Here is a 24,054-nt window from a genome sequence, read left to right as displayed (position 1 = left end):
TCACGGACCTGTCGCTCGGCAGGGCAGTGCGCACCGTGGCGGCGTCAAAGCAGATTTTCAGGTACCGGTCGTAACCTGTCAGGCGTGACGGTGTTGTCTTCTCACTCTCGCACGGCCGTACGGTCCGCCCGTCCGGGTGTGTTGTTCATGGTGCTCGCGGTCGCGCTGTCGGCCATGGGCGTCGGTTGCAGCGACGTCACCGAGACCCGCAGCGAGGCCGAGATCGAGCCGCCCACCATGGACAAGGAGGTCACCATGCCGATCTCGGCGGTGGTGACCACGGTGGTCAAGCCGGGTGCGCAGCCGCACTCGCTGCTGCGGCGCTCGTTCGCGGTGGGTAACACCCAGCAGGTCACCCTGCATACGGGCCACCACATCGAACAGCAGATGAACGACCAGACCCCGCACGATTTCTCCCAGCCGACGGTCACCATCCCGCTGACCGCGCAGACCGGACGAGACGGGGTCGACCTGACGCTCGGCAACGCCACCTCCTCCGATCCGCGCCTGGCCGAACAGCTGCAGTCGGCGGACGGATCGCACGCGGGTTTCGAGATGAGCGATGTGGGCGCGATCACCGCGCTGCGCATGGTGCCCAAGCCGGATACCCCCGATGCCGCCAGCGCCGCGCTGGAGCAGGCTTTCTACCAGGCCGTTTACCAATCGATCGCATTCCCCGTCGACCCGGTCGGCGTGGGCGCGGTCTGGACCGTGCACCAGCAAGTGACCAGCGGCGTCCCACTGGATCAGGTGACGACCGCGACCCTCACCCAGCGCGACGGCGATCTGCTCACCATCCAACTGGATGTGACCCAGACGCCCAAGGCCAAGGTGTGGTCGCTGCCGAGTAATGCGGGCAGTCTGGACATCGTCGACTACGCCATGCACGGCACCGGCACCATCACCGTGGATCTCGGTCTGCCACTGCCGGTGTCGGGTTCGGTCACGGTCGCGGGCCGGCAGTCCTACCGGGACCCGCACAGCGAGATCCTGCTGCACCAGAACATCAGCACGCAGGTGCAGTGGGGCCGGTGAGCGGAATCGACGCGATGTTCGACGTCCGAGGGAAGTGGGCCGGGTGCGCCCTGATCACGGCCGCGGCGATATCCGCCGCCGGATGCAGCACACAGCACAGCGGCTCCTCGCTACCGCCGGTGAGTTCGGCGACCGCACCCTCGACGGTGACCGCGGCGCCGCTCACCGATTCAGCGGCATTGCGGGCCAAGCTGTTGTCCGGGACCGACATTCCGCCCGAATTCGAGGCGCTGGACGACAGCTCCGGCGGTAACGGCCCGACCCCGCCCGACCGATCGCACACCGATCCGGCCGCCTGCGCGAAGGTGCTCGACGCGGTGAACGATCAGGTGCCCGGCGCGAGCGCCCATGGGGCGGTGCACTATTCGTCGGCCGACTTCGACAGCATCGACATCGACGCGGCCAGTTATCCGCGCAACGCCGCGGCGCGGGCGTTCGCATCGGTGCAGGATCTGTTGCACCGATGCGGGTCCTATTCGGGCACCGACGCCGACGGCGCCGCGGTCAGCTACCAGGTCGGCGGCCTGGACGAGCCCCGCGCCGGGGACGCCTCGGTCTCCTTCCAGGTGCGCACGACCAGTCAGGGGCTGACGCTGTACTCCGCGGCCACGGTCGCCCTGGTCGGCAGCACGGTCGTCCAGATCGCACGCGCGGGTCAGAAAGCGGTCGACCCCGCGGCGCTGCGCTCGATCACCGACACCCAGATCCAGCGTCTACAGGGCATTTCCGGCCCATAGGAACGGCGCGATAAATCGGATGCGCGCCAGGGCGGTCGGTTGTTACCGTCGTCGACATGTGGTTCGCACTGTTCTCCTGAGCGTGTTCTCGCTCGCGCCCACGCCGTTCCGGTTTCGGGCGCAGCTTTTGTCGCAGTCCGGCATTCCCATTCAGGCCGGCGGTCCGTCGCGCGATGAGTCGGCCACGAAACCCCAGGAGGCGCCATGCCCGCGCAATCCCCTCTCCCCCAACCCGATCCAGCCGCCCCGGCGCCCATGTCCCGGCGCGAACGTCGCGGCGGGCGCGCCGAGCGACAGCCGGTGTCCGGGATGAAACTCCCCGCACGCGGATCGCAGATCACCCTACCCGCGCGCAAACACAACAACTACCGCCGCGGCTGAGCGGCATGCGCACCCGTGCGGAGCGGTTCGCCACAACGGCGGTCTGCCCGCACGGGTGCGGTCCACGCGAAACGGACCGGCTCCGATACCGGGACATTCTGCGCCGGAGGGTGTTTCGCCCGTTCGGCCCGCGGTCACGGAGTGTCCGGCGCGATCTGTGAACCCACGGTATGTGCGGCTGAACCGCAGACCACCGTGATGTCCCGAACTACCAGGTCGTATTGATATGCCCCGGAGTCCACATACCGGTGTGCGTGTCCTGGGTGACCGTGGGCGTGGCCGGGACCGCGGACGGGTCGATCGGCGTCAGCCGCTGCAACTCGCCCCAATCCTCGCGCCAGCCGTCCTTCAGGTAGGTGGCCAGGCTGCTGGAGCGCTGCAACTGCCGGCTCCAGCCGAGCGGGCCGCCGCCGTCGTGGCTCTCCCACAGGTTGGTGTCGTGGGCGCCGCCGCGGTCGGGCAGGATGCGCCAACCGGGGACCTGGGCGATGCCGTCCTTGTGGTCGTACGGACGCTGGCACGGGAACTGCAGGCCCACCGCCCAGTCCAGCAGCACCGGCTGCGAGGACCCGATCAGATCGTTCAGCGTGGTCGTGCGCGGCACTCGCGGCGGGGTCAGCGCGATCCACTGATTCGGGTCGAGGCTGTGCACACTGGCCACGACGCGAATCACATCGGCCTGCGCGGGAATCTGGTCCATCGGTACGCGCAGGTTGCGCCACGACGGTGCGGGCCCGATATCGATCGGCGTCAGCCGACCGAGCGGATGCGCGGTGGTGGCCGAATCGCTCGTACCGTATTCCACCTCCACCGGTTCCCCCGGCGTGACCACGCCGTCCTTGTCGACCGAGCGGATACGCCCGGCAGCGGCGATGGCGACGATGCCGCTGCGGTCGCCCGCGGCGGGCAGGCGGTACCAGCCGGTGGTCAGATCCGACGGTCCGGACTGGCCGGCCGTGCCCAGCTCGGGCGTGGTGGCCGAGTCGAGACCGAAAGGCAGTGGCGCACCGCCGGTTTGGGTGCCCACATCACCACCGGGCTTGGCGTTGAACGTATTCGTGCTGGCGATACTGCTCGCCGCGGCGGGCTGACCGTCCGGGCTGAGATCACCGATCCCGTTCGGTACGAATCCCGTTGCGCCGTTGGCGAATGCGCGGAACGGATTCCCCGACACAGGGCTCAGCAACGAGGCACCGGGGTCCGGCTCGACCAGCACATGGTCGGCCAAGCCGCACGGCTTGCCCAGTACCGCATTCACATTCGAGGCGGCCAGGGAGAAACCCGGGTACTGAGCCACCGCGCCCTTGGCGAACGAGGCCACCTCGAACAGCACCAGAATCGCCGCCGCCACGGTCAACGGCGGAATCTTCACCAACTTCCAGGCCCGCGGCGAAATCCGGTGCGGGGTACCGGGTTCCGGCGCCCGCACATGCCACCATGCCGCAAGCAGCAGGCACACGGCCGCGACGGCGACGAATACCTTCTCGATCAGGAAGCCGTGCACCGACGGCGACTTGTCATTCCATGGAATTCCGAAACTGGAGACGTACCACCACTGGTTGATGCTGGTGAAAACCTGCGCCAGGATCAATGACACCACCGCCGCGAACAACGCCCGGTTCCGCGGCGAGCGCAGCACCCGCGGGCCGACGGCCACCGCGGTGAGCGCCGCGACCGATCCGGCGAGTCCGGCGTACACGCCGTCGTGGTGGGTGAACTTCGTCGGCGAGAGCGCCAGCAGCAGCATCGCGCCGAAGGTCAGGCCCAGCAGCCGCTTGGTCGGCCCGGGTGTGGTGAACGGAATCCGTCCGCCCTTGCGCAACAACACGAATGCGCACACGAGCAGACCCAGCCACATCGCGACGACGCCGAAGCGGCGGCCGATCGACCCGTCGGCATTGGGCATGAACAGCCACTGATAGCTCAGATATTCGTCGTACCAGGGCGAGGCCGGTCCGGCGATCTGGTGCACCCGATTGGTTTCGAACATGTCCGACAGCGGAAGCACCGAGAAGGCCACCGCGACGATCAGCGTCCCGGCCCCGGCCAATGGCGCCAGCAACGCGCCGTAGGCACGGATCCACGCCCAGGGCGTGACCTTTTCCCGGTCCGAGGCCCCGGCCAGTGCACGAGCCCGCGTCATGCCCGAGCGCCACACCGGCCGAAGACCGGCCAACAGCGGCGCGAAGCAGATCAGGCCCGAGGGATTCGCGGTGCACGCGAAGGCCGCGACGATGACGGCGAGGGCGTAGGGCAGCAACCGCCGCACCGCGATCGACCGCTCCACCAGGCACCAGGTGAGCAGAACACTCACCGCCACAACAGGTTCCGGACGCAATCCGTTGTTGAAAGGCAGCCAGACTGCCAAGAAACCCAGCGCACCGGTCCAGCGCACCACGCGGTCGTACCGCACGGCTGCGCCGAAGCGCGGAATCACCTCCCGGCTGATCAGCAACCAGGACAGCACCCCGGCCAGCAGCGTCGGCAGCCGCATCCACGGACTCGCGGTGCTCAGCTCGGACATGCGCGCCAGCAGATCGAACCACGGTGTGCCGACCGGCGTTTCGGGCACGCCCCAGTAGCGGAAGTAGTTGGCCATATAGCCCGACACCAGCGAAACCCGGGCCATACCGAACTGATATCCGTCATCGGAGGTAGTCGACCCGATGAAGTACCAGACCACCAACGTCGCGAAGACGACGCCGTCCACCAGACCGAACGTGCGCCACCGCTGGGCAAACACCCGCCGGACCCGGCGTCCGTCCAGTGTGTCGAGCCGGTAGAGCGCCACCAGGGCGATGAGTGTGCACCCGATCGCCAGGATCGTCGCGGCCCGCTTGAGAAACGTCGGCACGACCGAGAACCGGCTGTCCACCTGCGCGGTGACCCGCACACCCGCGGTGGTCTTCAGATCACTGAAAATCCCGACCAGCTGCGGACGCCAATCACCGGTCAACGTCACAGGATTCACCGTCGAGCCAGTGAGAGTCGCTGTGGCCGAGGATATGTCGGCGTGCACGGTGAGGGCGCAGTCGCCGAGCCGGTTCAGCGGAACGCTCAGCAGCGATTGATCGCGCAGCACCGCCTCGAACTGCGCGGGCTGTCCGGCGCGGGCCGGATTCACCCGTGCGACAAAGCCGTAACGATCCAGGTCGGGCGCACCGCCGGGAAGGGTCGAGCTGATCACACCCCCATGCGCGGCCAATTGCCTTGTCGCACCACAGGGAATCGATGCATCGAACGTCAGCGGGGCGTAGCCGACCAGCGGCGCGGTGATGCCGCGTGGCGAATCTTGTTGTGGCCAAGACAGAGTGGTGTGATCCACCCGCACCGGCAGCAGCGGTACGGCGATGGCGAACAATGCCCCGAGCAGACCCGCGATGAAGGCCACCGGCTTGGCCCACTGCCTGCCGGTACTTGCGATCGGACCGGGTTGCTCGCGGGCCGCGGGCGCCTCATCCGCCCGCACCATCGTGTCTGTCACGGAGGCAGATGTTAGCGTGACCGCTTCGTAACCGACGAAATCACTTGACGATTCTCAGTCTGCGCTTAGAATCCGCGCCCACGAACGACCGAGGCCGGTATCCGCGCGGATACCGGCCTCGATTCCGACGCCCACGCTCAGCTGCAGGCGGGCGAGGTCTGGTTCAGGTTCTGCAGACCGGTGCACGCCCACTGCTTCTGCAGCTTCCATTTGCCGTCCTGTGCGACGAACGGCACGGTGGCCACATTGTTCTGGCCGCCGTTGACCGAGAAATTCGCGTTCGCGGTCAGGGTGGGGCCGCCGAGGTAGCTGACCGAGGTCACCGCGATCTTGGCGTTGTTCTGCTTGTAGGCCGTGATGAGCTTGTTGATCATCTCCGGATCCTTCTGCAGGGCCGTCGAGCCGTCCTCCAGGTACTGCACCTTCTGCGCGGAGGGCACGCTCGGGTCGAGTGTCTGGGACAGCTCCTGGTTCAGCTGCGTCGCCGTGGGGACCGGCGGGTAGTTGCTGCCGGTCGCGGCCGCAGCGGTCGTCGTCTTGGCCTTGGAGCTCGAGTGCTTGTCACCGCTACCGCAGGCCGACATGCCGAGCGCGGCCACCACGGCCAATACGGCAACCGCGACGCGTCCAGTCCTCTGAAGCTTCAATGCTCGTCCTTTACCTTCGAGTTGGTCTCTTGCGTGCTCCGTGACAACTACCACCACACCGGTGTGATTGCACGAGTGGCCTCACGCTACCCGCAGACTTTCAAAGAAGACTAAGGAGCGGATCGGCCGGGCCGAGATCCGGATCGTCGGCGGCGAAGGTGTGCGCCGGACCCGGACCGGTCGAGCGGGTCTCGAAACGCACTGTGACACGGCCGTGCCCGCTGCCCTGTACCCAGCCGTGGCCGTGTGCGCGGTGGGTCACATCGCGGCCGGGATAGAAATATTCGGTGGTGTAGGAGCGGGTCGCGGGCGGCACCGGCGCATCGGAGGTGATCGGGATATCGGTCGCCAGGGTGACCGTCGGCTCCGGTGCGACGAATTCGTCCAATTCGGCGGTCTCGCGCGGCTCGGTCGCCTGGTCCAACTCCGGGAACAGCGACTCCTGCCGCACCGCCGACAGACCGCCGAAACCGACGCCGACCAGGCGAATCGGCCCGATCCGCGCGGGGTCGAGCGCCGAACGCAGCGCGGCGGCGGTGAGCGTGGCCGGATCCTCGGTCGCGTACGGCAGCGTGAACGAGCGCGTCACGATGCTCATATCGGCCTTCTTGAGTTTGAGCACCACGGTGCGCGCGGCCCGGCCGTCGCGGATCAGGCGGCCGTGCGCGGCGGCGGCCATCTCCTCGATCGCCGGACGCAACTGTCCGAGGGTGGCGATATCGCTCTCGTAGGTGGTCTCGGCGCTGATCTGTTTGGCCTCGGCCCGCTCGGCGACCGGTCGATCGTCCAGGCCGCGGGCGAGCCGGTGCAGCGCCGCGCCCACACTGCCGCCGAGCAGCGAGACCGCCTCCGACTCGGGCAATGCCGCGAAGGCGCCGACGGTCTCGATACCGACCGACCGCAACCGGCTCTGCGCCACCGGCCCCACTCCCCACAGCTTGCGCACCGGCAGCGCGGCCAGCAGTTCCCCCTGCTCATGTGGCGAAATCACCCGCACGCCATCGGGTTTGGCCAGACCCGAGGCGATCTTGGCGAGCTGCTTACCGGTGCCCGCGCCGACCGAGGCGACCAGTCCGGTGCGCTCGCGCACCAGCGACCGCAACGCCTCGCAGAACTCCAGCACCTCCCCCGCGCTGGTACCGGCCAGTTCGACGGGCTCACCGAACGCCTCATCGAAGGACAGCGTCTCGAGCACCGGAATACGAGAACGCAACGTCTCGAAGACCTGCCCGCTCACCTCGCCATACACCACCCCGCGCGGCGGCACCACCACCGCGGTCACCCCGACCAGCCGCCGCGCCTGATGCATCGGCATCGCCGAGCGCGCACCGAAGACCCGCGCCTCGTAACTGGCCCCGGCCACCACGCCACGCGCACCGGTTCCGCCGACGAGAACCGGACGACCCCGCAGCGTGGGCCGGGTGAGCTGCTCGACCGAGGCGAAGAAGGCATCCATATCGATGTGCAACACCCAGCGCCGCGCGATCGGCTCGGAATCATTCGGCGTGCCCGCGAGGTTGCTCGGCGATTTCTGCGTCGATGCTGCCGGACCACCCTGCGCGCCACGTACTCCGACAACCCCGGAATATACCGGTTGACCTGGCAAAAGCCGCGTCATAGCCGGATCGGGGTGGGTGGTCATACCCGAAAATCTACGCTCGGCTACCGACATGTTCGGCCGTGCCCGTATGTGATGATCGAACAATGACTATCCGCAAGGCCGTGATCCCCGCCGCCGGCATCGGCTCGCGCCTGTTGCCGCTGACGAAGGCGATCCCGAAGGAGATGCTCCCGGTCGGTGACAAGCCGGTGATCGAGCACACCGTGCGCGAGCTGGTGGCTTCCGGTATCACCGATATCACCATCGTGGTTAGTGCTGGAAAGTCGTTGATACAGGACCACTTCCGCCCCAATCCGGCGCTGGTGGCCCAGTTGCGCGCCGACGGCAAGTCCGCCTACGCGGACGCGGTGGAGGAGGTAGGCGAGTTGGGCCGCCTGGGCCACATCACCTATCTGGACCAGCACGGGCCCTATGGCAACGGCACCCCGGTTCTGAACGCCGCCCGCAATCTGGGTGAGGAGCCCATGCTGGTGCTGTGGCCCGACGACGTGTTCGTCGCCGAGGTGCCGCGCGCTCAGCAGTTGATCGACGCCTACAACAAGACCAAATCCCCGGTCCTGGCGCTGATGCCGATGGAGCCGGGAGATTCGGTCCGCTACGGCGTTCCGGTCGTCGAGGAGACCTTCGACAACGGGCTGATGCGCATCACCGGACTGGTGGAGAAGCCCAAACCCGAGGACGCGCCGTCGGCATTCGCCGCCGTCGGCGGTTACGTGGTCACTCCGGGCATCATCGAGGAGCTCGACAAGCAGGTGGCGGAGTGGTATACGCATCGCACCGGCGAGGTGTACCTCACCGATGCGATCAATGCCTTCGCCGGTGCGAATGCCGCCTACGGCCAGGTGATTCGCGGCCGCTGGTACGACACCGGCAATCCCGCGGACTACCTCACCGCCCAGTTCGCCACCGCCCTGAACCACCCGCAGTACGGCCCGCTGCTGCGTCAGCTCGTCACCGAGTGAGTGCGGCGGGCCCGACCGCCCGCCGCTCGCCGGCTCAGAAGAAGCGCCGGATCGCGTAGATCTTGAACTGGCTCAACGGCGAGTACACCACGCCGACGCCGTAGTCGTAGGCGTTGAGCACGTCGCCGTTGCCGACGTAGAGGCCCTCGTGGGAGCCGTCGGCGTTGAGCACCACGACATCGCCCGGCTGGATCGCGGCGAGCGGCACCGGGCTTCCCGCGCGCGCCTGTTGCCAGGTCGTGCGCGGCAGGAAAATGCCGACCCAGCGGTACGCCCACTGCACCAGGCCCGAGCAGTCGTAGGCGTTCGGGCCGGTTGCGCCCCACTCGTAGGGCTTGCCGGCCTGGGACCGCGCGAAGGCCAGCGCCGCCATCGCCCGCGGGCTGGCCAGCGGCAGACTCGCCGAGCCACTGGCGCTGCCGGAGGCCGAACCGGTCCCGGAGCCCGAGGACGCGCTGCCCGAACCGCCCGCGACCGGGTCCGAGGCACTGCCGGATTCGGCGCTGCCGCTGTTCGCGACGATGGGTATGCCCGAATCCGCGCCGGCCACCCCGGCCGGAACGGTCTCGGCTACTGCGCCCGCGACCAGGAATCCCATCAGTGCGCTGGTCAGCAGGCGGATGAATCTGCCACGCGATGCCTTACTTGCCATGGTCTCGCCCTTCGGTGTGCAGACACCACCGAGGACAGTGCCCCGGCGACCGATCGGCACAGACGAAGAGCTGTCGGATGACCGCTTCCCCACGGACATCTCGGCCGGGACCACGTGCCTGGCAGTGCATGGTTCTCAGCTGGGGTCGAACAGGAGGGAGATCGGGTGAAGCAGGAAGCTCAACTAGAGCATCAAGGTTGCCCTGACATAGCTGTTGTACCGTATGTCCCATCCATCACACAAGACCTCCCCTGTAACGACCTTCGTCATTTTCGGCCCGAACCGGTTTCATCTGCTCGAATGCGGGTACGGACCAGCAACTCGGCGCGCCACGAAGGCAGGGAGGGAAGTTCGCTGGAACTACACTTCACTCAGGTTCCGATGTCGCGTCTCGGGCAATGCCAGCAGCGACAGCAACGAAATCACCGCCATGGCGGCCATGAAGAGGCCGACGGAGGCCGTACCGCGGGTCTGGCCGAGTTGCGCGACGATGAGCGGAGCCACGCCACCGCCGAGGACGCCACCGAGGTTGTAGGCGATGCCGGCCCCCGAATACCGCACATCGGTGCCGAACAGTTCGGGCAGATAGGCCCCGAGCGGCCCCCACCCGATGCCCATGCACAGCAGCGCGCCGGACAGGCTGATCGCGATGAGGACGGGATTGCGCGTGTTCAGCAGCGGGAACATCACCAGGCTCCACACCAGGCTGAAGACCGCACCGCCCAGCAGCAATCCGCGCCGGCCGAGCAGATCGGACTGCCGCGCCACCGCGAACGTGGTCACCCCGAGCACCGTGACCGCGATCAACGTCAGGCCGAGCATCGTATTGCGCGGAATGCCAAGGGTTTTCGTCGTGTAGGTGAGGCAGTAGGTGGAGGCGGTGTAGAACATCACGTACACCACCACGATGGCCCCCGCACCCAGCAGCAGCTGCTTCGGGTAGCGCCGGATCACCTCGAGCGTCGGCACCCGCACCGCGCGCTCGGTCGCCAGGAATTTCGCGAACGCCGGAGTCTCGGCCACCCGCAACCGGATTCGCAGCCCGACCGCCACCAGTACGAAGGACAGCAGGAACGGCACCCGCCAGCCCCACGATTCGAACGCGCCTTTCGGAAGCAATTCCGACAGCGCCCAATATACCGAGGTCGCGGCGAAGAAGCCGATGGGCGAACCCATCTGGGGAGCAGCCGCGTAAAGCCCGCGCCGCCCTTTCGGCGCGTACTCGGTGGAAAGCAGTGCGGCGCCGCCCCATTCGCCGCCCAGGCCGATTCCCTGCAGCACCCGCAGAACGACCAGCAGGATCGGCGCGGCCACGCCGATGCTCGAATATCCGGGCAGCAGTCCGACGACGGCCGTGGACAGGCCCATCAGCAGGAGCGAGACCACCAGCGTGGCCTTGCGGCCGATGCGATCGCCGAAGTGCCCGAACACGATCGCACCCACCGGCCGGGCGACGAATCCGATGGCGAAGGTGGCCAACGAGGCCAGCGTGCCCGCGACCGGCGAGAGCGCGGGGAAGAACAATTTGTTCAGCACCAGCGCCGCGGCCGTGCCGTAGATGTAGTAGTCGTAGAACTCGATCGCGGTGCCGATGAAGCTGGCGATCGCGATGGTCCGGCCCGAACCGGCCAAAGCGGTTCCCGGGGAATCGATCTCCGGTGCGGCGGATGGAACAGCGGGAGCGGAGCTCTCGCCGGACGGCCGCGAGGCGGCGGGCGCTGGATCGGTCACGGTCTTCCCTCATCACGTCGGTCGAACCGCGTCATGGTACGCGAAAGCCCCCGAGCAGCCGGAATGCGGTTGTTTACGCCGCTCGGCGGATGCGACCAGTTGGCGTCACTAGGGGAAACACCCGCCGAGCGGCATTGCACTTCCCCGCCGATCGGGCTGGGGAAGACCTTCGAGGCCGCCGGTTCAGCTCCCCCCTCATGGGAGCCGACCCAGCGTTCCTTACCTCGTCATGAACTGTATCACCATATGCCATCTTTTAGTGGTACATACCACCACTTAACGGTCCAGTAATATTGCCGCGAGCCTCGGGCACGGCGGAACGCAGGAAGAACAGCAGATTCGCCGGCCGCTCGGCCAGCCTGCGCACGAAGTACCCGTACCACTGATCGCCGAACGGGACGTACACCCGCACATGCTGTCCCAGCCCGGTCAGCCGCTCCTGTTCGGCGGGGCGGATCCCGTACAACATCTGGAACTCGAAGTCGGCGCTCCCGCGCGAGGCGGCTGTCGCCAGTAGCGCGGCGGCCTCGATCATCACCGGATCGTGCGTGGCGACCATGGGATATCCCTTGCCCCGCATGAGGATGCGCAGACAGCGCAGGTAGGACGCGTCGACCTCGCGCTTACGCCGAAAGGCCACCGGCTCCGGCTCGTCGTAAGCCCCTTTACAGAGCCGGATCCGGGCGCCCTCCCGGGCGAACGCCTCGCAGTCCGCCTCGGTCCGGCGCAGATACGCCTGCAGTACGATGCCGACCGTCTCGGGATGTTCGTGCCGCAGCGCGCGCACGATCGCGAGCCTGGAATCGGTGGCGGGGTGATCCTCCGCGTCCACCGTCATCCAGATCCCGGCTGCCGCAGCGGTTTCGGCGATGGTCCGGGCGTTGCGCAGTGCCACGGCGTGACCGTCTTCGCCGAGAGCCTGTCCCAGCGCGGACAGTTTCACCGAAATCTCCAGCGGCCGTGGCATATCCGCGCCGTCCCGCGGAAGTTGCGCCAGGGCCTCGAGCAGGAGCACGTACTCCTGCACGACCTGCTCGGCCCGTCCGGGATCGACGGTGTCCTCACCGAGATAGTCGATCGTGACGAGACGGTTCTGCCGCAACAACTCTCGCACCGCCCCCAGCGCCGTCTCCCGGGACTCGCCCGCGACGAACCGGTCCACGATCCGCCTGGTGACCGGCATCCGGGTGATGCCCCGTTCGGCTCGGGCCGACCGGGCCGCGGCCAGCAGGGCGGGCCGCAGTGGATTGCCGAACGGCAGCGGGGTACGGTGGGCCCCGGAACTCGCGGAGCCGGCGGCCCGGGTGAACAAGGCACTCATCTCGATTCCTCGGATTCGGCGGCCTGGTGCGGATATTCGTGCGTCGTCGCGGGAACGAAGGTCTCCTTGAGTGAACGCGGGGAGGTCCACCGCAACAGGTTGAGCGAGGAGCCGGCCTTGTCGTCCGTTCCCGAGGCGCGCGACCCGCCGAACGGCTGCTGGCCGACCACGGCACCGGTCGGCTTGTCGTTCACATAGAAGTTTCCGGCCGTGAAACGCAATGCGGCGCCCGCCTTCTCGATCGCGTGACGATCCTGGGCGATGACCGCTCCGGTCAGCGCATAGGGCGAACCCGAATCGACCAGATTCAGCACGTCCTCGAATCCGCCGGGACGCGCGTCGTCGTAGACGTGCACCGCCAGGATCGGCCCGAAATACTCGGTGCGGAACGCCTCGTCAGCGGGATCGTCGCCGAGCAACAGGGTCGGGGCGACGAAATAACCGACGCTGTCGTCGCAGGTACCGCCCGCCGCGACGGTCAGGCTCGCGGTCGACTTCGCCCGGTCCAGCACACCCGCGAGACGGTCGAACGCCCGCCGATCGATCACCGCGCCACCGAAATTCGCGAAATCGGTGACGTCGCCGTAGCGCAGCGCACTCACCTTGTCGATCAACTCCGTCCCCATCCGCGCCCATACCGAACGCGGCACGAATGCCCGCGAGGCCGCCGAGCACTTCTGTCCCTGGTACTCGAACGCGCCGCGGATCAGCGCCGTGGTCAGCACGTCCGGATCGGCCGAGGAATGCGCGAGCACGAAATCCTTACCGCCGGTCTCGCCGACCAGCCGCGGATAGCCGCGATACCGATCGATCCGGCTGCCCACCTCCCGCCACAGATGCTGGAAGGTACGCGTGGATCCGGTGAAATGGATGCCCGCCAGCCGAGGATCGGCCAGCAGCACATCGGATATCTCGGGCCCGTTCCCGTGCACCAGGTTGATCACGCCGGGCGGGAGTCCGGCGGCCTCGAGTAGCCGCATCGTGTGATAGGCCGCCACCGCCTGGGTCGGCGAGGGCTTCCAGATCACGGTATTGCCCATCAGGGCCGGGGCGGTGGGCAAGTTGCCCGCGATCGCGCTGAAGTTGAACGGGGTGATCGCGTAGACGAAACCCTCCAGCGGGCGGTAGTCGGTACGGTTCCACACCCCGGGCGAGGAGACCGGCTGACCGGCCAGGATCTCCCGGGCGAAATGCACGTTGAAGCGCCAGAAGTCGACCAGTTCACAGGGTGCGTCGATCTCGGCCTGGTAGCAGGTCTTGGATTGGCCGAGCATCGTCGCCGCCGCGATCCGCTCGCGCCATGGGCCGGCGAGCAGGTCGGCCGCACGCAGGAAGACCGCGGCGCGTTCGTCGAAAGGCAGTGCGCGCCAATCGGATGCGGCATCGGTCGCGGCGGCCACGGCATCGTGTGCCTCGGCCGCCTCGGCCAGACGCAGCGTGCCCAGCACCGCCGCGTGCCGGTGCGGCTGGACCACATTCACCGCGGCTCCGGTACCAGCGCGGTGTCTGCCGTCGATCACGTGGCAGATCTCGGTGGGATTCGCGGCCAGCTCGTTCAGAGCGGCGCGCAGACGGGTTCGCTCGGAGGTGCCGGGCGCATAGGAGTGCACGGGTTCGTTGGTCGGTGCGGGGACCGTGGTGATCGCGTCCATGGCATGAAATAAACACCGGACGAACCAACTGTCCGTTGTCCGATCGGACGAATTGCAGGATACATTTTGGTCGGATTGAATGAAGAGCGTGAACCAGCTCATACCACTCTCGGAACTGTTGTCGGCGCTGACCAGCTCGGTTGTCACACTGATGGACGCGCCCGAGGGCGAGGATGTGGTCATCGGATCGGTGGCCTTCCTGGATCCGGACGATCCGAGCCCCGAATCGGCGCCCGCCCAGCCCCTGCCGGAGCTGTATCTGCAGGTCGGGGTGTCGAACGCGGATGCGGTGCACTGGCTGCGCGAACTCACCCGGCACTGTCCGGCGCAGTATCGCCCGCGCGCGGTGTTCTCCAAGGGCGCCGAGGAGTTGCGCGAGACCGCTCGCGGGGCCGGGCTGGCGCTGGTGGCGGTGCATCCGCACGCCCGCTGGGAGATGGTGCACGCGCTCGTCGGGCGGCTCATCGGACAGGGCGGCGGACCACTGGCCGTGACGTCCACGCCCACTCTGGACACCGATCTGTTCGGACTCGCGGCATCGGTGGCCGAGTCCACGCACGGGCTGGTCACCATCGAGGACGACCAGTCCCGGGTGCTGGCCTATTCGGCCGACAGCAGCGCCTGCGCCGATGCGGTGCGGCGGCTGTCGGTGCTGGGCCGCCAAGGGCCGCCGGGATATCTGCACTGGCTGCAACGCGAGGGCGTCTTCGATCGGCTGCGCAATACCGGTGACATTGTGGAGGTTCCGGCACAGCGGGAATGGGAAACCAAGCGCCGCATCGCCATCGGCATCCGCGAGCCGGGCGCACCGGGTATCCGGCCGCGGACGGTACTGGGCACGATCTGGGTGCAGGAGGGCGCCGAGCCGCTGCGGTCGGACAGTCCGCGAGTCCTGCGCGGCGCGGCTTCCATTGCCGCCCGGGTCATCTGGCGCACCCGGCACGCACCCACCACCGATGCCCTACTGGTTCAGCGCCTTTTCGGTGCGCACGGCGGCGACGTCGACGTGGCCGCGTTCGCCGAGACCTTCGGCGTCGCGGTGGCCGGGCGAGCGGCGGTCGTCGGCTTCGCCCGGCACACCGACGAGCAGGAGCCCGCCCAGCGCGCGCAGGAGATCGTACACCGCGGCGCGGCGGCACTTCGCCTGCACGCCAGCGCCTTTCGTCAGGACTGTGTCACCACGGTAATCGGCGATCGGCTGTATGTGCTGTTCCCCGAACATCATTCGGCCGATCGGGTGACGTCATGGACCAGACAGGTGATCGAGCAGCTCGCCGAGCGATCCGGGCTGCGCCTGCGTGCCGCCATCGCCGCCCCCGTGGACGGACTCACCGATGCTGCCCGCGCCCGCGCCGAGGTCGACCGGGTCCTGGACCGTACCGCCGATCTGCCCGACGCGGATGCGGTCACCACCCTGGCCGGCTCGCGCACCACGGTCCTGCTCGCCGAGATCCTCACCCTGATCGCCGATCAGCCCCAGTTGCGCGACCCGCGCCTGGACACGCTGATGGACTACGACGCGAAGTACTCCGCGGATCTGCTCGCGAGCCTGGATGCCTACCTGACCCGCCGCGGTGATGTCCGCACGGCCGCAACGGATCTCAGTATTCACCCCAACACGCTGCGCTACCGCGTCCGTCGAGCCACCCAGCTGATGGGCCTGGACCTGGACTCGGCCCCCGACCGGCTCCTGCTGGAGATCCAGCTCGCGGTGCACCGATTGTCCGCCCCGGCCCCAGCCGAAATACGAGACTGAGCCGCCGGGAACACGGTTATCCGCCGCTCGCGGGCCACCGCCCGCGCCGGAACATATCGATGATGAGGGCGGCGATATTCCACGCATCGTCATCGCCACGATGATGTGTGCCCTCCAGCGGCAGACCCGCAACCCGCAATGCCGCATCCATCCCGAAACGCTTTGTGGTATCGAGAGATTCGGAGAACAACCGCTTGGCATTGGTATGCCGGTCACCGAAAGGATATGCCACACCGCTCGCGGCGCACTGCCGTTCGAATTGCTTACGGTCGTAATCCCCCCAACTCGCCCACGGCCGCTCCGCTGCCCGATACCGCGACCCCAGCAGCGCGCACGCGGTCGCGAAATCCACCCCCGCCGCAACCTGCTCCGCTGTGAGGGTGGTGAGCCGCGTACAGAATTCGCTCACCGAAGACCGCTCGGGCCGCACCAGAATGCTGTCCCGCCCCACCCGCTCGAGCGTCCCCATATCCAGTACGCACACCCCGATCTCGATGATCTCGTTCGGCTGCCCGCCGGGACTCGCTCCCTCCCAGCACGTGGCCTCCACATCCACGACATTCAGCAGCCGATCATCCATACCCGCAGGCTACCCAGCCCCAACCGCACCGACCAGCGGTTTTCGACAGCCGACGGCCCAACCCATCACCACCCGAGCGCCCCATGCCACCGACCGAGTCGGCGCATGGCCGGGTATCTCACGGCCCCTTACCCGGCTCGCCACGCCACGACCGGATGCGCCGGCAGAAATCTCACCCGGCCCCTACCGGGATATTGCTGTCCGACCTGCCGACACCTTCAGCATGGCACTGCTCGGACGCCTCACCTCGATACGCGGATCGCGATGCGAAACCGCCCACCGGGGCATATCCCGACACGACCGGGCACGGGGCCCGCTCCGAGCAGCGGCGAGACCGAGACCCGATGCGTCCGTACGGATCTCACTGTCCGTACGGACGCATCGACGAGTCGGACCACGTTGCCCGGTGACGACGCGAGCGTTCACGCCTTGGTGACCGACACCCGCACCCCGCCGACGACCTCGGCCGCATCCTGGCCCGCATCACCGAATGTCAGTGTGGTGGCGAGGATTTCACCGGCGATCAGCTCGCGGTGGGTGTGTGCCCACTCGGCGCGGTCGGCTGGGACGTCCAGGACGACGGTGATGCGGTCCGAGACGTCCAGCCCCAGGGATTTGCGCGTCTCCTGCAGGTCGCGGATGAGGTCGCGGGCCCAGCCCTCGGCCTCGAGCTCCTCGGTGACCTCCGAATTCAGCACCACCAGACCGGCATTGCCGGGCAGGGCGGCAGTGGACTCGGGTTCGGCCGCGACCAGGCGCTGGGTGTACTCCTCCGGCAGCAGCTCCACACCGGCTTCGGGAGCGGAGCCCGCGGAGCGCCCCGGAAACACCGTGACCACTCCGTTTTCGTCCTCGGCCCAATCACCGGCCTTGACCGCCTTGATCACTGATTGCACCTGCTTGCCCAGGCGCGGACCGGCGGCGCGGGCGTTCACCACGAGTTCGAAACGGCCGTGCACGGCGACGTCGGTGGTCAGATCGACCCGCTTGACGTTCACCTCGTCGGCGACGATATCGGTGAACGGCCGCAGCCGGTCCGCATCCGCGGCCGCGATGGTCAACTCGGACAGCGGCAGCCGCACCCGCAGGTTCTGCGCCTTGCGCAGGCTCAGCACCGTCGAGCACACCGACCGCACCTCGTCCATCGCCGAGACCAGCTCGGCGTCCGCGGGCAGATCCCCCGCCTCGGGCCAGTCGGTCAGATGCACCGAGCGACCACCGGTCAGGCCACGCCAGATAACCTCGGTCACCAGCGGCAGCAGCGGGGCGGCCAGACGAGTGGTCACCTCGAGCACGGTGTGCAAAGTGTCGATGGCGTCGTTGTCCTCCTCCCAGAACCGCGAACGCGACCGGCGCACATACCAGTTGGTGAGCGCGTCGGCGAAGGCGCGCAGTTCGTCACAAGCCCCGGCGATGTCATAGACGTCCAGCGCCTCGGTGATCACGTCGCGAGTGCGCGCCAGCTTGGCCAGGATGTATCGATCCAGCACATGCGGCGAATCGGTGCGCCAGGTGCCCGGCTTGGAGGCGTACAGCTGCAGGAAGGTCCAGGCGTTCCACAGCGGCCGCAGCGCATGGCTCACGCCCTCCCGGATACCACGCTCGGTGACGATGAGGTTGCCGCCGCGCAGGATCGGCGAACTCATCAGGAACCAGCGCATGGCATCGGAGCCGTCGCGGTCGAACACCTCGTTGACGTTCGGGTAGTTGCCCTTGGACTTGGACATCTTCAGCCCGTCGTCGCCGAGCACGATGCCATGTGCGGCAACGGTTTTGAACGCCGGTCGGTCGAAAAGCGCGGTCGCGAGCACGTGCATCTGATAGAACCAGCCGCGGGTCTGCCCGATGTACTCGACGATGAAATCGGCCGGATTGTGGCCCAGTTCATCTGCGGTGCCGTCGAACCATTCCTTGTTCTCGAACGGGTAGTGCACCTGCGCGAACGGCATGGATCCGGAGTCGAACCAGCAGTCCAGCACCTCCGGCACCCGGCGCATCGTGGACTTGCCGGTCGGGTCGTCGGGATTGGGCCGGGTCAGCTGGTCGATGCCGGGCCGGTGCAGATCGTCCGGGCGCACACCGAAGTCCCGCTCGAGTTCGTCCAGCGAACCGTAGACGTCGATGCGCGGATAGGCCGGATCGTCGGAGAGCCACACCGGGATCGGGCTGCCCCAGTAGCGGTTCCGGCTGATGTTCCAGTCCCGGGCGCCCTCCAGCCACTTACCGAACTGTCCGTCCCGGATATGCTCGGGCACCCAGGTGATCTGCTGATTCAGCTCGACCATCCGGCCCCGGAATTCGGTCACCGCGACGAACCACGACGGTACCGCCATGTAGATCAGCGGCTGCCCCGAGCGCCAGCTGTGCGGGTAGGAGTGCTCGATCGTCTCGTGCCGCAGCAGCTTTCCGGACGCCTTGAGATCCTTGATGATCACCGGATTCGCGTCGAACACCATCATGCCCTCGTACGGCGGCACCATCGAGGTGAACCGCCCGCCCGGATCCAGCGGCTGTACCAGCTCGATCCCATGGGCGGCGGCCACGTCCATATCCTCCTCACCGAACGCGGGCGCGAGATGCACGATCCCGGTACCGGAGTCGGTGGTGACGTAGTCCGCGGTCAGCACGCGATGCGCGTTCGGATGGCCGAGGAAGAAGTCGAACGGCGGCTCGTACCGCAGATCGGCCAGGGCCGCGCCCGCGTACTCACCGAGCACCTCGGGTTCCGCGCCGAGTTCGCGGGCATACTGCGAGACCCGTTCGGCGGCGAGCAGATAACGCTTCCCGTGCTGCCCGCGCACCTGGACGTAGGTCACGTCCGGATGGACCGCGATCGCCAGGTTGGACGGCAGCGTCCAGGGGGTGGTGGTCCAGATCAGCGCGTTGGCGCCGTCCAGATGGCGCAGCGGATGGTCCGCGGGCACCCGCAGCGGCATATCCACGGTGACGGCCGGGTCCTGACGCATCTTGTACGCATCGTCGAGCCGGGTCTCCTGGTTCGACAGCGGCGTCTGCTCGTACCAACTGTAGGGCAGCACCCGGAATCCCTGGTACACCAGCCCCTTGTCGTACAAGGTTTTGAATGCCCACATCACCGACTCCATGAAGTCGAGATCCAGGGTTTTGTAGTCGTTGTCGAAATCGACCCACCGCGCCTGACGGGTCACATAATCGCGCCACTCACCGGTGTAGCGCAGCACAGAGGATTTGACCGCGGTATTGAATTCCGCGAGGCCCATCTGTTCGATCTGTGATTTGTCCGTGATACCGAGCTGCTTCTCCGCCTCGAGTTCCGCAGGCAGCCCGTGACAGTCCCAGCCGAATCGCCGATCGACCTTCTTACCGCGCATCGTCTGAAAACGCGGGACCAAATCCTTGACGTATCCGGTCAGCAGATGACCGTAGTGTGGCAAACCATTGGCGAACGGTGGACCGTCGTAGAAGACGAACTCCGCACTGCCCGAACGGTTGTCGATACTGGCGCGAAAGGTGTCGTCGGCGGCCCAGTAGTCCAGGACGCGCCGCTCCAACTCCGGGAAGGAAACCTGTCCCCCGGCGCCCAGATCGACGCGCGGATAGGTGTCCCGGACATCGCTGGGCTCTGCCTTGCGGGGGGTTGTCTCGTCCGCCATGTCGGGACGTCTCTCCTCGTGCCGTATGCGCCGTGGGCGCAGTCCGTGGGCACGGGGACGAATATCGGCGCCGGTGCGCCGAAACCGCGGTACCACCCCGCTTGCCCGGCGCGATGGCGATAACGCCGGACCTCTCGTTGCGAGCTGTGACGGGCTCACCCGCTCGGTTCTACTGAGCGACGCAGCTCACGAGGCCGCGTGGCCGTTCTTCCGAAGGCTCCCCGGTGATTGCCGGATCACTGCCGTAGTTACAGGTTTGATTGTAGCCACTGCGGTCAAAACTATTTCCGACCGCGGTTGGTTCGCATCGCGGGCTACCCTGCTCACCGCTTGGCGTGACGACCGGGACGCGTCGGGGCGTCGTCGTCGGAATCGCGAATCGACAGGGCGCTCACCAGCAAGAGAACCGCGCCGATGACGCACACCACAATGCATCCCCAGGCCCACACCACCGAACCGGTGGTCAGTGCGGCGATCAGGAGGCCGAATCCGATTGCCGCGAGAACAAGTGTCAGGACGAGCATGGTCACCCCCTAGGCGGGCCTGCTGGCTCGACGAACTTTCGACCACGGCCGCAGCTGCGCGTACCGGCCCCGGGCTGGCGGGGACGGCGGTCAGCCGAAGCGAAATTACTTGCCGCCCTTGGCGAATGACGCAGAGGCGTGGTTGTTGCTGGCGCCATCGAAGGCCTCACCACCGTCGACCGGTACCGCTGAACCGCGGTTCTCGAGCTCTTCGAGCTGGGACTCCAGATAGGACTTCAACCGCACCCGGTACTCGCGCTCGAACGTCTTGAGCTGCTCGATGCGGCTCTCGAGCACGCTGCGCTGCTGGGTGATGGTGGCCATGATCTCGGTGTGCTTGCGCTCGGCGTCGGCCTGCAGCGCGTCGGCCTTCTCCTTGGCCTGACGCAACTGGTTGTCCGAACGGCTCTGCGCGTCGGACAGCAGGGTCTCGGCCTTCTGCCGGGCCTCGGCGACCATGCCGTCGGAGCGGGTGCGCGCCTCGGTGACCAATCGCTCGGAATTCGCCCGGGCGTTGGACAGTAGCGTCTCGGCCTCGGACTTGGCATCGGTGGTGAGCCGGTCGGCCATTTCCTGGGCCAGGCTGAGTACCTTGGCGGCCTGTAGGTTGGCGTCGGCGGCGCCCGGATCCTTCATCGCGGCGGGCGCGGCGATCGGCATGGGGGCCGGAGGCGGCACCGGAGCGGGCTTGGGCGGTTCGGGTTGCGGCGGAGCCGGTTTCACCGCTTGCGGCATCGGGCGAGGGGCCGCCTTGGCGTCGGACAGCTCGGCATCCAGCTCGGCAACCCGCTGGCGTAGATCCGCGTTCTCCTCGATCAGACGTGAAAGCTCCTGCTCGACCAGATCGAGGAACGCATCGACCTCGTCCTCGTTGTAGCCCCGCTTCCCGATCGGCGGTTTGCTGAACGCGACGTTGTGCACATCGGCTGGGGTCAGCGGCATGGAAGGATCCCTTCACGCTTCGTACGGAGGTCTAGCGGTAGATCTTGCAAGCTATTCTTCACGACCCATTCTGTCACACCGGCGCGTGCGCCTGGCCGAGCCCGCCCGTGACCGTCATCAAGATGAACACGATGAATATCAACACCATAATCGACAGATCCAGTCGAATTCCCCCCAAGTTGACCGGGGGTATCAGCCTTCTCAGCAGTTTCACCGGCGGATCGGTGATCGTGAAGATCACCTCGAGCACGATGGCGACCGCGCCGCGCGGATGCCAGTCCCGCGCGATGCTGCGGATGAACTCGACGATGATCCGGCTGATGAGCAACAACCAGAAGACGAACAGCAGGTAGTTCAACACACTGAACAGGGCCACCCGCCACTCTGCCTCAGATTCGGTGTCCTGCAAACTCCCCGCGCCGTCTGCAGACGGCGCGGCTTCCCCCGCGCGTCGCGCGTCGGCCCGAAGGCGGCCGCGGCACGACGTCCGATTCGAGCGTTATTTCTGGTTGTAGAAGCCGGTTTCGGCGATGCGGCGGCGCTCCTCGGCCGATACGTCCACATCGGCCGGTGAGAGCAGGAACACCTTCGTCGCGACCTTGTCGAACGAGCCGCGCAGCGCGAACGCCAGACCCGCGGCGAAGTCGACCAGACGCCGCGCGTCGGCGTTGCTCATCTCCACCAGATCCATGATCACCGGAGTACCGTCACGGAACCGCTCGCCGATGATGGCCGCCTCGGTGAAGGTGCGCGGCCGCAGCGTTGTGATCTTGGACAACGGGCCTCCGTCCTCGAAGACCGGCGAGCGGCGCGGAGCCGGCTCGAAACGGGCCCGCTCCTCCAGTCGCCGCTCTTCCATCCTCCGCTCGACCTCCGGGTCGACCGCCAGCGCGCCGTGCGTGGTGCCGCGGATCATCGACGACCCGCCACCGAGGCCGCGCGAGCGCCCCGATGGCGCGGACTCGATCCGGGTGGGCCGACGAGTCGGCTCGTAACGATCGTCGGAATATGCGTCGTCGGCGAATTCGCTGCGGCGGGACACGGTGTACCCCGGCTGATACGGCGCCTTGTACGCGGGCTCCGGATAGCTCTGCTCGGGCTCGTACCGGTCGTCGTCGAAGCGCGAACGCCCAGCGCCCTCGTAACGCGATTCGGAGAATTCCCGTGGCCTACGCGCGGGCCGATCATCCATCCCCCGCGGCCCGCGGTCGTCGACATAGTCGTCCTCGTATTCCTCGAGCGGAACCATGCCGAAGTAAGCCTTGAACCTGTGCAGCGTGCTCATGCTCCCACCTCGCTAGCGCTCGGCTCCAGCACGAGCACGCTCGTGGCAGCCCTTGTGATTCGCTCGCAGCGCTCGCTCATGCTCCCACCTCGCTGACACCCTCCCGCACGAGCACGCTCGTGACTGCCTTGACGACTCGCTCGCTGCGCTCGCTCATCCTGGTCGACCTTCCTACGGCCCCGGTTGACCTGGGGTGTTGAAGACTTGCCCAATTCTGGCAGTCTCAAGCATATGTTTCGAATGTGACTGCTGAGGTTTGTTTGCTATCCCGAGGTTATCGGTCGAGCGCCCATCAAGGCAGTACCGACACGCACACAGGTGGACCCGTGTCGAATCGCGGCCTCGAGGTCTCCCGACATGCCTGCGGACAGTTCGGTCCCCGCGGGGTGTCGCGCTAGAAATCGGACATGCATCTCGGCCAGCCGAGCGAACTCGGCATCCGGATCCGACCCCAGCGGAGGAATCGCCATCAGGCCCGCGAGCTGCAGGTTCTCCAAACCCGCGACATAGTCGGCGAGTTCGGGCAAATCGCCCGGGGCGATACCGCCGCGACCTGGGTCGCGATCGAGGCCGACCTGGAGCAGAACCCGCACCGGCGTATCCCGGGATCCCGCCTCCCGAGCCGCGCGCACACCAGCGTCAAGAGCCGTTGCCAGCCGGGCGCTGTCCACCGAATGGACAGTATGCGCCCACCGGGCAACGGCTTTGGCCTTGTTGCGTTGCAGACGGCCGATCATGTGCCATTCGACACCGGGCAGATCGGATAATTCCGCCGCCTTCGCGCTCGCCTCCTGCTCGCGCGATTCGCCGAATTCGCGCCGCCCCAGCCGGTACAGAATCGCCACGTCCGAGGCCGGGAAGAACTTCGTCACCGGCAGCAACCGCACCCGAGCCGGATCACGCCCGGCCGCGCGACAGGCCGCATCGATACGTCCGAGCAACCCGGCCAGCGCGGTCGAGAGCTCCTCGGCACGCGTGCCGGATTCCGCAGTGGCCCTACCGAATTCGCCGATCATGATTCCTCTCCCTCGAATGCGATTCGTATCACGATCCACCCGGGCGTGTCCCGTCAATTTCCTGGACGCGGCGTTCTCCTCCGCTCGCGCACTGCG

19 protein-coding genes are annotated in these 24,054 nt (G+C 67.2%); 5 read left to right on the top strand and 14 right to left on the bottom strand.

Annotated elements, in window-relative coordinates; all coding sequences use genetic code 11:
- Window positions 1-84: 84 nt before the first annotated feature.
- From NV1_RS16795 to NV1_RS43585, 3 genes are all read left to right on the top strand, one after another.
- Window positions 85-1,035 (top strand): hypothetical protein, encoded by a 951-nt coding sequence (locus tag NV1_RS16795; RefSeq protein ID WP_245713757.1) that lies wholly within the window; start codon window positions 85-87, stop codon window positions 1,033-1,035.
- Window positions 1,032-1,772: a sensor domain-containing protein gene (locus NV1_RS16790; protein WP_157117039.1), complete on the top strand. Its 741-nt coding sequence runs from the start codon at window positions 1,032-1,034 to the stop codon at window positions 1,770-1,772. Before NV1_RS16795 ends, NV1_RS16790 begins: the two co-directional genes overlap by 4 nt.
- A gap of 204 nt (window positions 1,773-1,976) precedes the next feature.
- Window positions 1,977-2,153, top strand: a complete 177-nt coding sequence (locus NV1_RS43585) for a hypothetical protein (protein WP_157117037.1) — start codon at window positions 1,977-1,979, stop codon at window positions 2,151-2,153.
- Window positions 2,154-2,361: 208 nt separating this feature from the next.
- Here NV1_RS43585 and NV1_RS16785 read toward each other — a convergent pair whose 3' ends face one another.
- The 3 genes from NV1_RS16785 to NV1_RS16775 form a co-directional block, all read right to left on the bottom strand.
- Window positions 2,362-5,625 carry an arabinosyltransferase domain-containing protein gene (locus NV1_RS16785; protein WP_067892281.1) on the bottom strand — a complete coding sequence of 1,088 codons (3,264 nt, stop codon included), beginning with the start codon at window positions 5,623-5,625 and terminating at the stop codon, window positions 2,362-2,364.
- A 149-nt stretch (window positions 5,626-5,774) separates the two neighbouring features.
- Window positions 5,775-6,284, bottom strand: coding sequence for a WKL family lipoprotein (locus NV1_RS16780; RefSeq protein WP_067892208.1), 510 nt, complete (start codon window positions 6,282-6,284; stop codon window positions 5,775-5,777).
- Window positions 6,285-6,384: 100 nt separating this feature from the next.
- On the bottom strand, window positions 6,385-7,740 hold the full coding sequence (locus NV1_RS16775) for a DNA polymerase IV (RefSeq protein WP_067892279.1): 1,356 nt from the start codon (window positions 7,738-7,740) through the stop codon (window positions 6,385-6,387).
- A gap of 248 nt (window positions 7,741-7,988) precedes the next feature.
- Between NV1_RS16775 and NV1_RS16770 the strand changes: the two genes are divergently transcribed.
- A complete protein-coding gene (locus NV1_RS16770; RefSeq protein ID WP_067892206.1) occupies window positions 7,989-8,867 on the top strand; it encodes a UTP--glucose-1-phosphate uridylyltransferase in 879 nt (292 codons plus the stop codon).
- A gap of 34 nt (window positions 8,868-8,901) precedes the next feature.
- Here the strand turns inward: NV1_RS16770 and NV1_RS16765 are convergent, their stop codons facing one another.
- From NV1_RS16765 to pruA, 4 genes are all read right to left on the bottom strand, one after another.
- Window positions 8,902-9,519 (bottom strand): C40 family peptidase, encoded by a 618-nt coding sequence (locus NV1_RS16765; RefSeq protein WP_084525463.1) that lies wholly within the window; start codon window positions 9,517-9,519, stop codon window positions 8,902-8,904.
- A 360-nt stretch (window positions 9,520-9,879) separates the two neighbouring features.
- Entirely contained in the window at window positions 9,880-11,250 is a 1,371-nt protein-coding gene (locus NV1_RS16760; protein ID WP_245713755.1) for an MFS transporter, read from the bottom strand.
- A 256-nt stretch (window positions 11,251-11,506) separates the two neighbouring features.
- Entirely contained in the window at window positions 11,507-12,571 is a 1,065-nt protein-coding gene (locus NV1_RS16755; RefSeq protein WP_084525449.1) for a proline dehydrogenase family protein, read from the bottom strand.
- Window positions 12,568-14,223 carry an L-glutamate gamma-semialdehyde dehydrogenase gene (gene pruA, locus NV1_RS16750; RefSeq protein ID WP_067892204.1) on the bottom strand — a complete coding sequence of 552 codons (1,656 nt, stop codon included), beginning with the start codon at window positions 14,221-14,223 and terminating at the stop codon, window positions 12,568-12,570. Before pruA ends, NV1_RS16755 begins: the two co-directional genes overlap by 4 nt.
- Before the next feature lie 88 nt (window positions 14,224-14,311).
- Between pruA and NV1_RS16745 the strand changes: the two genes are divergently transcribed.
- Window positions 14,312-15,979 (top strand): PucR family transcriptional regulator, encoded by a 1,668-nt coding sequence (locus tag NV1_RS16745; RefSeq protein WP_245713754.1) that lies wholly within the window; start codon window positions 14,312-14,314, stop codon window positions 15,977-15,979.
- Window positions 15,980-15,995: 16 nt separating this feature from the next.
- Here NV1_RS16745 and NV1_RS16740 read toward each other — a convergent pair whose 3' ends face one another.
- The 7 genes from NV1_RS16740 to NV1_RS16710 all read right to left on the bottom strand — a co-directional run bounded on the left by NV1_RS16740 (window position 15,996) and on the right by NV1_RS16710 (window position 23,958).
- Window positions 15,996-16,559: a 3'-5' exonuclease gene (locus NV1_RS16740; RefSeq protein WP_067892200.1), complete on the bottom strand. Its 564-nt coding sequence runs from the start codon at window positions 16,557-16,559 to the stop codon at window positions 15,996-15,998.
- A gap of 422 nt (window positions 16,560-16,981) precedes the next feature.
- Window positions 16,982-20,191, bottom strand: a complete 3,210-nt coding sequence (gene ileS, locus NV1_RS16735; RefSeq protein ID WP_067892198.1) for an isoleucine--tRNA ligase — start codon at window positions 20,189-20,191, stop codon at window positions 16,982-16,984.
- Window positions 20,192-20,514: 323 nt separating this feature from the next.
- Complete coding sequence (locus NV1_RS16730) at window positions 20,515-20,715, bottom strand: hypothetical protein (protein ID WP_067892271.1); 201 nt, start codon at window positions 20,713-20,715, stop codon at window positions 20,515-20,517.
- A 105-nt stretch (window positions 20,716-20,820) separates the two neighbouring features.
- Window positions 20,821-21,657, bottom strand: coding sequence for a DivIVA-like cell division protein Wag31 (wag31, locus tag NV1_RS16725; protein WP_067892196.1), 837 nt, complete (start codon window positions 21,655-21,657; stop codon window positions 20,821-20,823).
- Between the two features lie 73 nt (window positions 21,658-21,730).
- Window positions 21,731-22,033 (bottom strand): YggT family protein, encoded by a 303-nt coding sequence (locus NV1_RS16720; RefSeq protein WP_067675067.1) that lies wholly within the window; start codon window positions 22,031-22,033, stop codon window positions 21,731-21,733.
- A 123-nt stretch (window positions 22,034-22,156) separates the two neighbouring features.
- The gene (locus tag NV1_RS16715; RefSeq protein WP_067892194.1) at window positions 22,157-22,942 is read right to left on the bottom strand and encodes a cell division protein SepF; all 786 of its coding nucleotides are present in this window, start codon (window positions 22,940-22,942) and stop codon (window positions 22,157-22,159) included.
- Between the two features lie 263 nt (window positions 22,943-23,205).
- Window positions 23,206-23,958 carry a YggS family pyridoxal phosphate-dependent enzyme gene (locus NV1_RS16710; protein ID WP_067892192.1) on the bottom strand — a complete coding sequence of 251 codons (753 nt, stop codon included), beginning with the start codon at window positions 23,956-23,958 and terminating at the stop codon, window positions 23,206-23,208.
- Window positions 23,959-24,054 lie beyond the last annotated feature (96 nt).

It is taken from the genome of Nocardia vaccinii NBRC 15922, from assembly GCF_001613305.1.
Classification (GTDB): Bacteria; Actinomycetota; Actinomycetes; order Mycobacteriales; family Mycobacteriaceae; genus Nocardia; species Nocardia vaccinii.
The sequence above is the reverse complement of the archived record's forward strand: the minus strand, read 5'-3'. Positions and strand labels throughout refer to the sequence as shown.

What these genes read in the sequence shown, in the direction of transcription:
- wag31 (WP_067892196.1), bottom strand. Translation starts at nt 21,657, where the DNA reads ATGCCGCTGACCCCAGCCGATGTGCACAACGTCGCGTTCAGCAAACCG.
- NV1_RS43585 (WP_157117037.1), top strand. Translation starts at nt 1,977, where the DNA reads ATGCCCGCGCAATCCCCTCTCCCCCAACCCGATCCAGCCGCCCCGGCG.
- NV1_RS16785 (WP_067892281.1), bottom strand. Translation starts at nt 5,625, where the DNA reads ATGGTGCGGGCGGATGAGGCGCCCGCGGCCCGCGAGCAACCCGGTCCG.
- NV1_RS16740 (WP_067892200.1), bottom strand. Translation starts at nt 16,559, where the DNA reads ATGGATGATCGGCTGCTGAATGTCGTGGATGTGGAGGCCACGTGCTGG.
- NV1_RS16775 (WP_067892279.1), bottom strand. Translation starts at nt 7,740, where the DNA reads ATGGATGCCTTCTTCGCCTCGGTCGAGCAGCTCACCCGGCCCACGCTG.
- NV1_RS16710 (WP_067892192.1), bottom strand. Translation starts at nt 23,958, where the DNA reads ATGATCGGCGAATTCGGTAGGGCCACTGCGGAATCCGGCACGCGTGCC.
- NV1_RS16765 (WP_084525463.1), bottom strand. Translation starts at nt 9,519, where the DNA reads ATGGCAAGTAAGGCATCGCGTGGCAGATTCATCCGCCTGCTGACCAGC.
- NV1_RS16715 (WP_067892194.1), bottom strand. Translation starts at nt 22,942, where the DNA reads ATGAGCACGCTGCACAGGTTCAAGGCTTACTTCGGCATGGTTCCGCTC.
- ileS (WP_067892198.1), bottom strand. Translation starts at nt 20,191, where the DNA reads ATGGCGGACGAGACAACCCCCCGCAAGGCAGAGCCCAGCGATGTCCGG.
- NV1_RS16770 (WP_067892206.1), top strand. Translation starts at nt 7,989, where the DNA reads ATGACTATCCGCAAGGCCGTGATCCCCGCCGCCGGCATCGGCTCGCGC.
- NV1_RS16755 (WP_084525449.1), bottom strand. Translation starts at nt 12,571, where the DNA reads ATGAGTGCCTTGTTCACCCGGGCCGCCGGCTCCGCGAGTTCCGGGGCC.
- pruA (WP_067892204.1), bottom strand. Translation starts at nt 14,223, where the DNA reads ATGGACGCGATCACCACGGTCCCCGCACCGACCAACGAACCCGTGCAC.
- NV1_RS16730 (WP_067892271.1), bottom strand. Translation starts at nt 20,715, where the DNA reads ATGCTCGTCCTGACACTTGTTCTCGCGGCAATCGGATTCGGCCTCCTG.